A 14,349-nucleotide genomic window follows, 5' to 3' on the forward strand; every position below is an offset into this window, starting at 1 on the left:
CTCCAAGCGACACGCAAAGTATTGAGCCGAGTCTATTCGTCCGCCCTAGATTTAAGGACCCAGATCAACGCGTCCCGCAACTGATCCCGCCAGTTGTGCCAATGATGACCGTCCCACGAGCTTTTGAACATGACATCTACGCCGCTATTCCGCAAAAGATCCGCAAGGGCCTCGTTATCATCTGCCAGACCTTCTAGCTCACCGGTCGATATGAAGGCTCTCGTGCCGGTCAGTGCCGGTGCGCGGCGGACGACATCAACCAGTCGGGCGGCGCGGTGGAAAACGACGTGTGGTCGCTTACTCAGTTTCGAAGGGTCCAAGACGAAAGAACCCGATTTTAGGATTAGGCCGCCAAAAACGCCGCGAAATCGAAAGGCCGTCGCCAATGATGCGACGGCACCCAAGCTGGCGCCAAGAAGTATACGTTCTTCGGCTTTCTTCGAAACCGAATAGCTCTCTATCACCGCAGGCAGTAGCTCTCCGGCGACATATCGCGCGTGGCGACGGCCCTTAGGATACTCGCTCATCCGATCATCGGCCTCAATAAGAACTGCTATCAGAGGCGGAATATCACCGGCATCAATCAGATTATCGAGCGAAACAGTGAGGTCGGCATATTCGTCGTAGTCACCACCATCATGTATGACGACAAGTGGATAGGTCTCGTTCGTGTCGTACCCATCAGGTAGGTAAATGCGCTCTGTTCGGGTCCGGCCGAATACCGCACTTTCGATCTTCAGTTCTTCGATGAGGCCATCTGGTGCGCCACGATTTCGGCTCCATTCCGGAGGAGCATATCCGAAGGTCATCGCGACCGAATTCTCACCAAAGGGATCGCCGGCACGATGCGGATTCATGGGGTCAAGAACCCATTCCTCCCCGCCTGGAAACGCCACTTTCAATTTATATTCAAATCGGCCGCCGTCCTGAACTGATACCCTAAGAACCCAAAGATCGCTGCCAGCTAGGCGTTGGAAGACAAGCCGGTCGACGCCCGCATGGATCCACCGAAGCAGTTCCAGCGAAACTGCCTCGCCGCGCCAGAGAAAGGTTAACGCTCCAGGCTCGACAAGCGGTGACACAAGCCCGGATATGAAATAGTTGACGGCGTCGGGCGACATGTCGCCGGTTGTTATAAGTGCTTTAAGGCTCGGGTGCACCGCATCTGGCCTGCCCTCAGGCATACCCGCCTTGTTGCTCTGAGTGTGATTTTTCATAACTGTCCTGGCTGGCCGATGATCAAGTCGCCGTATGCACGCGTAGCTTCAGGCCTCAAGTAAGGGTTTGCGCGGTGCCCCACAATCCCGTCCCTTAGCTAGCACGCACCGCTCAGGCGCCGGTCGTGGATTATCTCTATGCCACGCGCGTCTCGTAGATTCTCCACATTTCGGAGCGAAAGAGGAAACCGAACGTAGATGGGGCTGCGTTTTGTCATTCTACCAAGCTAAATCGCCGCCCTACCCCTCTCAAGCCAGTTCCTCTGACAAAGCCCTCAGAGACAAGCTAAAGTAGGGCCGCAAGTGTCCCGCAGGTCTGTCTAGGCTACACCAGAGGAAAGCCAAGCAATGCAGTGTCATAAGGAAGGCATCAAATGCCCAAAATGACGAAGGCCGCCGTTTTCGTCGAACCCAACCGGATCGTTCTCGATGACAAACCGATCTCGGACGTGGGGCCGCTCGACGCGCTCATCCGCCTTGCGACAACGACGATTTGCGGCACCGATATTCGTATTCTGAAAGGCGAATACCCGGCGGAACGCGGCCTCACCATCGGCCATGAACCCGTTGGCTCGATCGAGAAATCGGCGCGGCGTACAGGAGTATTTCGATGGCAGCGCGTGATTGCAGGTGCGATTTGCCCCAGTGAGTATAGCAACGCACCGCTACACGCTTGACCAGATCGAGGAGGCTTAATGATCTGTTCCCGAACCAGCGGGGTGGCGTACTCAAGATTGCTCCCCCGGCTTGAGAAAATGGCATGACAAGGAAAATGACAGTCGCGCCGACCCCTTCTGAGAACGAAATAGGCGGTTCGTTTGTGTCGGGCTCGGATCGGGACCCGCACACGCTTTCGGTCGAACATGCTTTGGCGGCATTCGAGGCTACGCGTGCGGGTCTGAGTGCGACCGAGGCCGCGGAGCGGTTGGCGCGCCATGGTCCAAATCGCCTGCCGGAAACGGCGCGACGCGATCCGATCCTGCGCTTTCTGGCTCATTTCAACAATGTCCTGATTTATGTCCTGTTTGGCGCTGCGGCCACAACGGCGACCCTGGACCATTATGCCGACACGGCCGTGATACTTGCTGTCGTGTTCGCCAATGCGATTATCGGTTTCATTCAAGAGGGTCAGGCGGAACAGGCGATGGAGTCCATCCGTCAGATGCTTGCGCCCCATACGACAATTCTGCGCGACGGCGAGCGTCACGGCATCGACAGCGTCGACGTGGTTCCGGGCGACGTCGTGTTTCTTGAACCGGGCGAAAGGGTTCCGGCCGATCTGCGCCTGTTCGAGGCCACTGGTCTTCGGATCGATGAAGCCATCCTGACAGGTGAGTCTGTTCCCGTGGAGAAAAACCTTGAGCCTGTCGCCCAAGGCGCCGCAATAGGTGACCGCAACTGCATGGCCTTCAGCGGTACATTGATCACCGGTGGATCGGGGCGTGGCCTGGTCGTCGCAACTGGTGCGACAACCGAAATCGGCAGGATCGGCGGAATGATCTCCACGATCGAGACGCTGACGACCCCTCTTGTCGAGCAGATGGACCGCTTCGCCCGCTGGCTGACGATCCTGATCCTGCTGATAGCGTCAGTGCTGCTGGCCTATGGCTATTTCGTAAGCCACCTATCCTTCGTTGAGATATTCATGAACGTCGTCGGCCTGTCGGTCGCTGCAATTCCCGAAGGACTTCCCGCCGTCATGACGATTGCTCTGGCAGTTGGCGTGAGGGCTATGGCGCGCCGCAACGCGATTGTGCGCCGCCTGCCTGCGATAGAAACCCTTGGCGCCGTATCGGTCATCTGCACGGACAAGACAGGTACCCTGACCCGGAACGAGATGATTGTGGCCACCGCGATGACCACCGAAGGAAGCTTCACGGTGCATGGTGACGGCTATTCTCCCATAGGCACAATAGATCCCGAGCCTGCGTCCGGCGCATTGGTGGAACTGGCGCGCGCAGCAGTCCTATGCAACGACGCCGCCCTGCGCGAAACCGTCGGGTCCTGGAACGTTGCAGGCGATCCCATGGAAGGCGCGCTTCTTGCCTTCGCAGGAAAACTCGACGTCGTTTTCGATGGGTGGACCCGGCATGACGAGATACCGTTCGATGCCGTGCACCGCTTCATGGCAATTCTGGCTGAAGCGCCTGACGAAGACGGCCTTATACTGGTCAAGGGTGCCCCGGAACGCGTGTTGTCAATGTGTGCGACGCAACGAAGCGAGGGTCAAGACGTGGCACTCGACCATGCGTTTTGGGATCGCGCGGCACATCGCATTGCCTCGGAAGGCCAGCGTGTTCTGGCTTTCGCGATGCAAAGTACGAAGAACAACCGCATCGACAGATCGAAACTGGATGGGCAACTGACGTTGATCGGTCTGACCGGCCTTATCGACCCGCCCCGCCCCGAAGCCATTAAAGCGGTCGCCAACTGTCACGATGCAGGCATTGTCGTTAAGATGATTACTGGCGATCACGCCGGCACCGCCTCAGCCATCGGGCAGCAGATCGGGCTAAAGAACCCCTCCTCCGTATTGACCGGGGCTGACATCGACAGGCTCAACGACCCGGAGTTGGCGCTTGCTGCGCTGGACACCAACATCTTCGCCAGGACATCACCTGAGAACAAGCTGCGCCTGGTCACGGCGCTGCAGGCGCATGGCCTGACCGTCGCGATGACGGGTGACGGTGTCAACGACGCCCCCGCTCTGAAACGCGCCGACGTTGGCATCGCGATGGGCGTGAAAGGCTCCGAGGCCGCCAAGGAAACGGCGGTTTTGATATTGGCCGACGATAATTTCGCGTCGATCGCCGCCGCAGTAAGTGAGGGGCGCACGGTCTCTGACAACATTCGCAAGGTGATCGGGTTCGAGATCCCAACCAGCTTTGGCGAGGCCGGGGCAATAACGGTTGCGCTGCTACTTGGTCTGGCTCTGCCGGTTTCACCGTTGCAGATTCTCTGGGTGAACCTGATTACAGGCGTTTCTCTCGGGCTGGCCCTGGCCTTTGAACCGACTGAACCCGGCACTATGGTGCGCGCGCCGCGTCCGAGAAACGCCCCCTTGCTGGACAGAGGACTGGTCTGGCACATCGTCTTCATTTCGGTGTTGTTCGTCGCTGCCGTATTTGGTGTGAATTTCTATGCTCTCGACAAGGGCTATTCTCTGGAACTGGCACAGACGATGGCGATGAACATGCTGGTTGTGCTGGAGATCTTCCATATTTTCTTCATTCGCAACATCTTCAGCACGTCGCTGACCTGGGCCGCAGCACGTGGTACCAAAGCGATCTGGATAAGCTTGGCGCTCGTGGTTCCCGCGCAGCTTCTCCTGACCTACTGGCCAACGGCACAGCAAATCTTTGGCACCCGAGCCGTATCGCTCTTTGACGGTGTTCTGATCTTGATCATCGGCATGGTTTTCTTTGCAATCATCGAAACTGAGAAGCAACTTCGGCTTACCTTGACTGACCGTAGGAAAAGCCGCTAGCCGCCGTCCGGTTTCTGATAGCCGTCTGCCGGACCTTTGAGCAAAGCGTAGGTCGCCGCGCAGCAGGTCTGGCTTTTGTAAGGGCTCGGTCGCCGCCTCTACGTCTGATGCCCATAGGTACCGGGGGCCTGGATGATCGGAGCGCGCGCCGATGCCCTAGCCTTGGTGCAGAAACGCGGCGACTGCTCTTGTCGTCCAACCAGTCTTTCCAATAGGGCCACAATGACCCTCACTCGATCGCCAGCTGCGCAAACCATACATCCGGCCCGATCCCGTCGATGCTGTAATCTGTATAGACTTTGATATGCATGCTGGTTCCTTTCAAGACCTCCCTACAAATGGCGAAGATTTCTTGGTTGTAGCCGTCATTCAATCCGGTCGTGAGGTGTCGCGAAATGCTGTGGGTAAAGCGCGCACCTAATAGTGCGTCCTGGACGGCAGCTTCGTTCCCGGGCAACAGCTATTGGTGCACGGTACCGCTAGGGTCATCGGGAAGCAGGATATGCGCAGGCAATCGTGATTACCGATCTAGACCCAAAACAGACCTTTGCAATTACGCGGGATCGATTTACGGCCACACGTGACACGGCTTTTCAAAGCTATTTGCTGAACATGACTGGCAGCTTTGCGTCACTGAGCAATGCATACGTGGCCGTACCAACGACGACATCATAGGCTTTGGAGTGCCCAAAGGCGCCAACGACGATCAGATCTGATCCTTTCTCGAAGGCGCTCTTCTTTATCATCTCTGCGACGTCCTTGGCCATTCCATCACGATGCTCAAGGGAGACCTTCAGACCGTGTCGTGCAAACATATTAGCAAGTTCAATTGTATCGGACTCGGCAAGCTCGTCCTTCTGTGACCTGCCCACATGCAGCACGCATACCCTTGCCCCCTCATCGGCCAGCGTCAAAAGATCGTGGGCTGCCCGTGCCGCTTCGCGTGTATCGCTCCACCCCAACAGGATGTTTTCTCCAACTGTCGGCCCCTCATATCCCAACGGCACGACGATCACTGGGCGGCCGCTGTCACGAATGACGTCCATGCGCGCATTGCGTTGGTCATAGCGTTCGGTCTCTTTGTCTTCATCGGACATGATCACCAGATCAGCCACCCGAGAGCTTTCAACCATTCTATCAGTGGCCGAGGTCGATTCTGCCTGCAAAAGGCGCCATTCATTGGGGAAGTCTTCGTTCTTTGTATATTTGTTAAAGATGCCCCTGATTGCCTCGGCTTCTCTAGCCTGACTTTTGTTGAAGGTGTCAAAGACAGGGGCCGGGATGTGCATTGCGATGCTAGGGTAAACGTTCAATGCCTCCAGCGTGTGAAGTCCCACCAGATGTGCATTGAGTTTGCGCGCAAGCGGCACCGCCAGTTTCATCAACGTCTCAGCATGATCCTGAGTTGTCAGGCAAACAAGGATTGTCTGTAGGCTCATTTTTCGCGACCTTTCTGGGGACGTTGGCAAGAAACGTCATAAGAACGTTATCAAACCCAAAGTGTGGCTCACTGATCCAGATCAACACTCCTGCCGATATTCTGTGGGCAAGAACGACGTATGTTCCCAGGTCTATGGCAGAGTGCGGTGATCCTGCTTTTTAGGACAGATTTGCTTCTTGGCTAAGAGGCATCTGGTTTCTGTTCATGCCGCTTTTCGTATACGTCGTGACCACAATCTTTCCCCGCCTGCGGTATTTTCTTCCATGGCACGGTGCGCCGCAAGGAATGTGTCCCATATCCCGACGAGTCGAGCCCGATGGCCGACACCCACTCCCTCACGAGCCGAGCGTACTGCCGCGTCGACAAGTGCTGAAAGGCCTGGAACCTGCTGGTGAAAAGAAATTCGCATCCACGCATGGCAGGTGACTCGACCCACTCCAACACAGACTTTCGAGTGTTCTCGGACACTTCAAACTAGACAGGTCGTACGGTCTTGCTCTGGATGACCGACACCCGTTCGCGCACTGAACCGTCGACAACGAGGTCGACCACCCTCAGGCGGACGAGGTCACAACCCCGCAGCTTGCTGTCGATAACAAGGTTGAACAAAGCGAGGTCTCGGAGATTGTCAGCGAGTTCAAGTAGCGCTCGTCTGGCCCAGACCTGTCTCGGCAGGAGCGGTCGTTTCTGGCCAACGAGTCGGCCTCTATTCCAAGGGGGGCGTTTTGTAATGGTTTCGGGAAGTTGAATTTTGGACATGATGGAGTCTCCATCCAGCCCTCCCATCCCAGACGTCGACGCCGTGCCGACCCTGGTAGAATATCATTGCCTGGCGAATGACTGGTTTCGGCGCGGTCGGTCAGAATGCTTTCGCTGCGTCGCAGTGGGCCGCTTCGAGCCCAGAGCAGACAATCTCGCCAGATTGTGCTAGGCTACAATCGTTTGAGGCACCCATGCATCCAAGAACCGCACCTTTCGGAGGACGGATACATGATCATGCGGATATTTCAGGTCGTCACGAGACCGGGCAAAGAGGAAGAGTTCGGCAAGTTCTTCCACGAGACGGCGATCCCATTAATGAAAGGGACAAAGGGTATTGTTCAAGTGCTACCCGGTGCTCCACGTCAGGAATCTCCGAGAGAGTTCAGCTTTGTCATGATCTGGGACAGCTTGGACTCGCTCAAGGCATTCGTCGGCGAAGACTACCGGAGCCATCACATTTATCCGGAAGAGGCTGAATTGGTCGAGTCCCGGACAATCAAGCACTACGACTTGGCCGATTAGGGCTGGGGTTTGACCAATAGAAAGGGATTGGGAGGGAAGAATGCTTAAGGGAAAATGCGGCTGCGGCGCTGTCACCTATAAAATGAAATCACCACCGATGTTCGTGCATTGCTGTCATTGCAGTGAGTGCCAAAGGCTGACGGGAGCCGCCTACGTCTTGAACGCAATAATCGAGGCCGATCGCGTCGAGTATGAAGGACCGATCAGTGAACATGAACTTCCGACACCGAGTGGAAAAGGCCAAATCGTAACCCGCTGCGAACATTGCGGCGTAGCGGTCTTCAGCAGCTACATGGTTCGACTTGGCAAGCTGCGTTATGTGCGTGTCGGAACCATGGATGACCCAAACCGATGCCCCCCGGATGTACAAATCTTCACGAGCAGCAAGCAGGCATGGGTACCTCTCAGCGAAGACATCCCTGTCTTTGAAGAGTTCTACAATTTTGACGAGGTTTGGCCGAAGAAGGCGCTCGATCGGCTAGAGGCGGCGCTGGCCTAAATTGTTCGCCAGTGTTGATCCGAAACTGCGGCGTTGCGCGAAGCGGCCATCGGTCAATTGGCGGCGTTGGGCCCGGAGCAGAGAGGTCCAGCAGAACAGCAAGCATGTTTTTTCAAAAGGCCCGGTGCTATCTTGGAATTTCCTAAGCGCAGGGGGATTAGCCATGGCCAGTGATTTCTATGACGCCGAGATGGCGGCAAAACAGGAGCAGATGGCCAGAACCGAGGAGATGGTTCGCCAACGCTCCGAGATCATGCGCGTACTGTCGCCGGGTCAAGCAGAGGTCATTCTGGAACTTGGCTCGGGAAACGGCATTTTGGCACGGGACATGCTCAACGCCGTTGGATCCGAAGGGCGTGTTGTCGGCTTGGATTCATCGGAGACGATTTTGGAGATGGCACGCCACATCTGCCGCGAAGGCGAATTCCTGCTTGGCGACGCGCAGGACCTGCCTTTTGAGGACGGGACCTTCGACGCCATAGTCGCTGCGCAGCTTTTTTGCTTTCTCGATGATGTCGATTGCGCGCTGACCGAAGCATTCCGTGTTCTGAAACCTGGTGGTCGCATCGTAATACTGGACACAGATTGGGAAACGTTGGTTTGGACAAGCAGTGATCCCACCCTGATGAAGCGCGTGATGACGACCTATCAGGCGGTCTACGCCGATGCCAGATTGCCTAGGTCATTGCCAATGAGACTGGCGTTGGCCGGGTTCTCCAGCATATCGGCGGAAAGTTTTGTGGTTTTGAACACCAGCTTTGGCGAGGACACGTACACGCCAATCGGCAGGGTTCGCAACTTCCATTATGGACAGTTCCTCGGAGTTCAGTTCGCAGGAGCAAGCAGCGTGGTTGGAAGACCAACAGGAATTAGAAAGAACGGGTGGATTCTTCTTCTCGCTTAATCGCTACCTGATTTCGGCACACAAGTGAGGCGTTTGAATGCCGGCCCCACAAAGCGGACCAATGGATGATCTCCATCAGGCGGCTCTCCGCCGAAGTCCGATTATCGTCATCGCTATGATTGCTCCTACGGCGTTGAAGCAAAGGTCGAGCGCAGTGTTAATATAGCCTCCGACATTGGTGTCGGGGACCATTAGGACGGCCGAGAACTCGATGATTTCGTTCAGCGCGCCAAGTCCCATGGATGCCAATACCGGATAAACGAGAGCGGTTGCCGTTCCATGCATTTCGGGAAAGTGACGGGTGAGCAGATGATGCAGTACCCAGGCCGTGACCCCGAACCCGTATGCATGGACCAATTGATCAAATTTCAGAATGAACAGGCGTTCTGCTTCCACAATTGGAACGAGGTGCAGATTGTAGAGGACGGAATCGCCGATTGGCACACCGCCACCGGCCATGTGCATCAGTCCCCAAACCGAAAGCGCCCATAGCATCGCCAGAGTGTACTCTGCCTTTCCGAGCGAAAGCCCGACGAGCAGAACGAGACCCACCATCGTTATCACGTAGACAATGAACTCGTAGTTGCCGATGGAAACGAACCAAAGCGTAAAGGCAACGATGTAAGCCACCGTGAAGTATGCGACGCCATGCTCCCCGCGAGATAGTATTCTTTTCATAAGCGGTATGTATCGTTTTCAGAAATCCGTTCATTGATCGGAGTCAAGTTTGAGAGATGCCCTCTCGGTCTGATTGACCGACGAGATGAAATGACAGCTTTGTCCGGAGGCTGTGTGAAAACTCGGGATTCTTCATGATTTCGCGCCGCTCCTTTTCGGGAGTTGCTAATTTGATGGTTCAGCTCGACCAGAAGGCGCCCAAATCTGGCAATTTCTGGCATTTGTAAAAGCTCTCGATAGTTTTCACACAGCCTCTCCGCAGAGGGGTCATCGGCGCCGAATGCCGGGCATGGCAAATAAACTCTGAAACCGACCTACTATTCCTCGTGAATCCGGCGCTCCCATCAAGTGTCTTTGATCCCTGTGGGTTGGAGAAAATAGCAGTCGAAGCCGCTAAATCTCCATCGGCAGATAAATAGGGAAAGTGGCTTAACTAGCTCTGCCTAATTTGTATGCGGGTACCAGTGATTGACATAGTTTAGGAAAATTTTCCCGTTTGGGAGGGCATTTTTGAAATAGAGTTCTGTTTCTACTTATTGACAAGGCTGTCAACGGATCAGATGTCCGGCTTGTTGAAGAGGGGATTGTGATGCTGCTTGAACAGTATGACTGGGGGCTGGACGCTCGCACACTACAGGTTTTGTTTGCGCTTGGCCTTGGTGCTACGTTCGGCTTTGCGGCCCAGATAACTAGGTTTTGCCTTCGCCGCGCTGTCGCCGGCGATTTTCAAGATCGCGGACGGGCAGGTGCAGTTTGGCTGACGGCCTTGGCTACGGCAATAGTATGTTTTCAGCTTGCTGTTGCCGCCGGATGGGTTGACCTCGCAGGACATCGCTATCTCGATGGAGAATTGCCGTTTCTGGCAATTATTTTCGGAGGTTTAGCGTTCGGTTCGGGCATGATTCTTACGAGGGGGTGTCCGTCCCGCCTAACTGTGCTCGCCGCAACAGGCAATTTGCGCGCAGTTGCGGTGCTAGTAGTTTTTGCTATCGTTGCACACGCTACGCTCAAAGGCGTTCTGTCGCCTGCACGCACCGCACTCGGGTCTGTAAGCGCTGACCTTCCATTCGGCACTATTTCCGAAATTCCATTCGGCGCGACCATTGCCTCAGCCGTCGTGGTATTGGCCGCCATCTTCATGATCTACCGTCATCGCCCCGCGATAACAAACGTGGCTCTCGCTTCAGCCATCGGCTTAGTTCCGGTTCTCGGATGGGCAACAACAAGCTTTCTTGTATTCGATGATTTCGATCCGCTGGTAGTGCAGTCCGCTGCCTTTACTCTACCTTGGTCTGACACGTTGTTCTGGGCAATAGCCTCCAGCGCGATACCCGCAGGTTTTGGCACTGGCCTCATTGGCGGTGTGTTGCTGGGCAGCTTCCTTAGTGCAACCGTGCGCGGCGAATTGAAGCTTGAAAGTTTTGAAAGTCCGACTCAAACGCTGCGCTATACAGCCGGTGCGGTTTTGATGGGCTTTGGCGGCGTTTTAGCAGGAGGCTGCACCATTGGCGCCGGCCTTAGCGGCGGTGCAACGCTCAGCATCGCGGCTCTGCTTGCGCTTGTGAGCATCATGGTTGGTGCGGCCTTGGTCAGCCGCATGGTTGATCGGGAACCGGCGTTCGTACCTGCTTGATATCTGACGCTCGCAAGAGATCTGGCACTTTGCAGCACAAGCGAAGGACGCGATTTCAGTCCGGCCGCTCTGGGCTCGGTGCCGTCATTCCGCACCTGTGCGCACAACGGCCGCTTAAGATTAACGAAAGTCGCAGTTTTGTTTCATTCAGTTGATATGACTACAACAGAGGTGGTCGCGGACTTTCGGACCATTTGTTAAGGTGGATCGCTTGATGAGAGAGAAGATCCAGAATGAAGAAACGAAAGAACCATTCGCCTGAGTTCAAGGCCAAAGTTGCGCTTGAAGCCATCCGCGAGGAGCTGACGCTGGCGGAACTGTCCAAGAAGTACGATGTTCATCCGACGCAAATCGGCACTTGGAAGCGCGCGGCGATAGAGAACATGGCGACAGCTTTTGCGCGCCGCGGTACAGCCTCGGAGCAGGTAAGTGCGGCTGAAGTCGATAAGCTGCATTCCAAGATTGGCCAGCTTGTGGTGGAACGGGATTTTTTGGCCAATGCCTCGCACCAGTTGCTCGGGACGCGAGGCAAAAAATGGTGAGCAAGGATCATAAGTTAAGCGTCCGTCGCCAGTGCGCGTTGCTGACTCTGGCACGGTCAAATCTGTACTATGAGCCGAAGGGCGAGAGCGCCGAGAACCTGCGGTTTATGGCGATAATCGACAAATAATTCCTGGAGACTCCGTGGTACGGATCACGTCAAATGGCCCGGCACATGAAGCGCAACAGCCACGCATGCGGGCGGCATCGTGTCCGCCGTTTGATGCGCCTCATGCGGTTGGTGCCGATCTACCAAGAGCCGAACACCAGCAAGAAACACCCGCAGCATAAGATCTGGCCATACTTGCTACGGAACGTAGTGATTGACCGTCCAAACCAGGTCTGGTGTGCAGATATCACCTATATCCCGATGCAGCGCGGCTTCCTGTACCTCGTGGCGATCATGGACTGGTTTAGCCGCAAGGTTTTGGCCTGGCGGCTCTCAAACAGCATGGACACGGCGTTCTGCATCGAAGCACTGAAAGAAGCGCTGTCAAAACATGGCACGCCGGAGATATTCAACACTGACCAAGGATCACAGTTCACCAGCGGCGACTGGATCGACGTGCTGAGCGATGCGAAGATCAAGATCAGCATGGATGGCAAAGGGCGGTGGATTGATAACCGAATGATCGAACGGCTGTGGAGATCCCTCAAGTACGAATGCGTCTATTTGCACGCGTTTGAGAAAGGCTCAGAGGCGAAAACTGGCATCGGAAAATGGCTGGCCTATTACAATGCCGAACGACCGCACTCGACCCACGGCATCTTGACCCCCGACGAAGCCTATGCGAGCCAAAAAGAACCAATGAGAATGGCAGCCTGACAAGAAACCCTGATCCACCTTAACAGGGCTGCAAAGTGGTCGAAGAACCAGGACCACCTCTGCTGAAGCAATCCGCCGTGCGCGGAAATTGGCGCGTAAAAAATTAGAGCGCGAAGGATGAAGTGAAGCATGCCGTTACTTAGGCGAATTTGAAACACCCCTTGGCCTATCATCGGCTGGGTTTTTGTTTGTCTAACCCTCATATAACTGTGCCTAAACGAGTGACATTTCTCGAATTTCAGAACCTCAAAGGGCTCGAATACCTCCGTCGAGACGATTTTGGGACCTAAGCTTTCTCTACACCATTTCGTTTCGCAACATAGTCTGTGAGATGCGGGACGTAGTCCTCAGGCCCATTGCCTCCTGCTGCATGAGCTAGAGCAAAGCTATTTTTCACCGCGTTCCCAATCGGGTTTGCCAAGGCCACGGCCCCAGCCATGGATTCAAGATAGCACATGTCTTTCAGCGCGTTGGTCAAAGTAAATTTGTGGGCCTCGCGATCGCCCTCAACTGCGTATCCCATGAAGGTTTGGTAGAAGCCGCAATCCATACGGCTGCCGCGAATAACGGAGTCAAACTGCAAGGTGGAAATGCCAACTTTTTCCGACAGGGCTAGCGCCTCAGAATAAAGAGCCGCATATCCCAAGGAGAGGAAATTGTTCAGAAGCTTCATCTTATGTCCGGCGCCGCTTGGCCCGATGTGGACGATCGAACCTGCCCATGTAGCGACTACTGGCTTGAGTCTCTCGAAGACGGCGTCAGACGCTCCAATCATGGCCGCAAGCTCCCCTGCTTCTGCCTGAATAGGAGTGCCTCCCAGCGGTGCGTCTGCCATGTGGAAACCACCCTCTTCGAGTTTTGCAGCAAGGGCGGCAGTTGAGTTTGGGTCTGAGGTCGAGCAATCAACAATCACAGTGCCGGGGCGCATAGCTGGCATAAGTGCGTCAACAATCGCTTCCACCTGCGGGGAGCCAGGGGCACAAATATGGATGATCGTAGAGTTGCCAGCCAGTTCCTCGAGTGAAGCGGCCTCTGTTGCGCCTTGGGCGACCAAGTCCTCGACCGGTATGCGGTTGCTATGGGCGATGACGGTAACCGGATAACCCGCTACCAAAATATTTTTCGCCATGCCGTGGCCCATTAGCCCAACGCCTACAAAGCCTATCTTTTCTTTAGCCATACTCTTCCCCCGTTTAAAGCATGTGTGACTTCGGTGATTAAGTTCTGCAACCTAATTCGGGCGCAAGCACGGTTGCATGCATTTTTCGGTATTTTCCGCAGAGCCGAAGTCCCTCCAGCCTTGAAGTGCCGCTGTGCAGCGAAGGATGGCTTTGTCCCGCATCTGAGACATTGGACACGGGCGCAGCGAACGGCCGGTTTGGGGGAATTGTGCTGCACTGCCGCAACTCGGTCGCTGTTTCGACCGGTGTGTCGTAGCAATGTTCGCTGCAAATGCATCAGGCCGGCTTTTCCCGCAGAGCTGCCCTTCAAGCAAAGCGCCACGAACGTCCGCATTCCGCCCAACCTCCCTGCTTGCAACCCTCCGCAATGCGCTGGGTCCGTCCAGCTAGACCTGCGGCATCTCAGGCTGGGTTGACCGTCGGCTGTGGGTTCTTTGCACTAAAGATCGCACTCCACCTCAGATCGGTGGAGCAGCGCGCTCAGTGATCAGCTGACGGGCGGTGACCCTTTCGCGGTGGATCATATAAAGGGTGCTGTCAGACCAATGCGAACCAGTCTCTGCAAGGACAATGAAGCTGCCCTTTATGCCGCACCGAGTTGACGCCACTCGGAGAGAGCGGCGGCCCGCCACAGGTAGTGCGTTTCACCGTTGATCTCC

Annotated in this window: 10 protein-coding genes and 4 pseudogenes; 7 read left to right on the plus strand and 7 right to left on the minus strand. The window is 55.5% G+C overall.

The annotated features are described in order from the left end of the window. Positions 1-32: 32 nt before the first annotated feature. Together AC221Y_RS04515 and AC221Y_RS04520 are read right to left on the minus strand one after the other, a co-directional pair. Positions 33-1,217 carry an alpha/beta hydrolase-fold protein gene (locus AC221Y_RS04515; RefSeq protein WP_299754273.1) on the minus strand — a complete coding sequence of 395 codons (1,185 nt, stop codon included), beginning with the start codon at positions 1,215-1,217 and terminating at the stop codon, positions 33-35. A gap of 122 nt (positions 1,218-1,339) precedes the next feature. Continuing rightward, positions 1,340-1,435: pseudogene (locus AC221Y_RS04520) on the minus strand (IS6 family transposase); the annotation flags it as partial. A 156-nt stretch (positions 1,436-1,591) separates the two neighbouring features. On the opposite strand from AC221Y_RS04520, the gene AC221Y_RS04525 reads away from it, so the two are divergent. Both AC221Y_RS04525 and AC221Y_RS04530 read left to right on the plus strand, forming a co-directional pair. Continuing rightward, complete coding sequence (locus tag AC221Y_RS04525) at positions 1,592-1,894, plus strand: alcohol dehydrogenase catalytic domain-containing protein (protein ID WP_486706852.1); 303 nt, start codon at positions 1,592-1,594, stop codon at positions 1,892-1,894. A gap of 95 nt (positions 1,895-1,989) precedes the next feature. Continuing rightward, positions 1,990-4,704 carry a cation-transporting P-type ATPase gene (locus tag AC221Y_RS04530; RefSeq protein WP_299751395.1) on the plus strand — a complete coding sequence of 905 codons (2,715 nt, stop codon included), beginning with the start codon at positions 1,990-1,992 and terminating at the stop codon, positions 4,702-4,704. Positions 4,705-5,303: 599 nt separating this feature from the next. On the opposite strand, the gene AC221Y_RS04535 is transcribed toward AC221Y_RS04530, so the two are convergent. Beyond that, positions 5,304-6,143, minus strand: coding sequence for a universal stress protein (locus AC221Y_RS04535; RefSeq protein ID WP_486706853.1), 840 nt, complete (start codon positions 6,141-6,143; stop codon positions 5,304-5,306). Positions 6,144-6,415: 272 nt separating this feature from the next. Further along, positions 6,416-6,904 (minus strand): annotated as a pseudogene (locus tag AC221Y_RS04540) (tyrosine-type recombinase/integrase); the annotation flags it as partial. A 231-nt stretch (positions 6,905-7,135) separates the two neighbouring features. Here AC221Y_RS04540 and AC221Y_RS04545 point away from each other — a divergent pair. The 3 genes from AC221Y_RS04545 (at position 7,136) to AC221Y_RS04555 (ending at position 8,832) form a co-directional block, all read left to right on the plus strand. After that, positions 7,136-7,429: an antibiotic biosynthesis monooxygenase family protein gene (locus AC221Y_RS04545; RefSeq protein WP_299751401.1), complete on the plus strand. Its 294-nt coding sequence runs from the start codon at positions 7,136-7,138 to the stop codon at positions 7,427-7,429. A 40-nt stretch (positions 7,430-7,469) separates the two neighbouring features. Next, a complete protein-coding gene (locus tag AC221Y_RS04550) occupies positions 7,470-7,928 on the plus strand; it encodes a GFA family protein (protein WP_299751404.1) in 459 nt (152 codons plus the stop codon). A gap of 163 nt (positions 7,929-8,091) precedes the next feature. Continuing rightward, positions 8,092-8,832: a methyltransferase domain-containing protein gene (locus AC221Y_RS04555; RefSeq protein WP_486706854.1), complete on the plus strand. Its 741-nt coding sequence runs from the start codon at positions 8,092-8,094 to the stop codon at positions 8,830-8,832. 75 nt (positions 8,833-8,907) lie between these two features. Here AC221Y_RS04555 and AC221Y_RS04560 read toward each other — a convergent pair whose 3' ends face one another. Beyond that, positions 8,908-9,510, minus strand: a complete 603-nt coding sequence (locus AC221Y_RS04560; protein WP_299750180.1) for a DUF2238 domain-containing protein — start codon at positions 9,508-9,510, stop codon at positions 8,908-8,910. Between the two features lie 589 nt (positions 9,511-10,099). Between AC221Y_RS04560 and AC221Y_RS04565 the strand changes: the two genes are divergently transcribed. Both AC221Y_RS04565 and AC221Y_RS04570 read left to right on the plus strand, forming a co-directional pair. Further along, positions 10,100-11,143, plus strand: a complete 1,044-nt coding sequence (locus AC221Y_RS04565) for a YeeE/YedE family protein (RefSeq protein ID WP_299750182.1) — start codon at positions 10,100-10,102, stop codon at positions 11,141-11,143. A 233-nt stretch (positions 11,144-11,376) separates the two neighbouring features. Beyond that, positions 11,377-12,509: pseudogene (locus AC221Y_RS04570) on the plus strand (IS3 family transposase). Positions 12,510-12,795: 286 nt separating this feature from the next. Here AC221Y_RS04570 and AC221Y_RS04575 read toward each other — a convergent pair. Further along, positions 12,796-13,218, minus strand: coding sequence for an NAD-binding protein (locus AC221Y_RS04575; RefSeq protein ID WP_486706855.1), 423 nt, complete (start codon positions 13,216-13,218; stop codon positions 12,796-12,798). Next, positions 13,216-13,692, minus strand: a pseudogene (locus AC221Y_RS04580) (NAD(P)-dependent oxidoreductase); the annotation flags it as partial. The pseudogene AC221Y_RS04580 and the gene AC221Y_RS04575, both read right to left, overlap by 3 nt. Between the last annotated feature and the right edge of the window lie 657 nt (positions 13,693-14,349).

This window comes from Boseongicola sp., assembly GCF_057460485.1.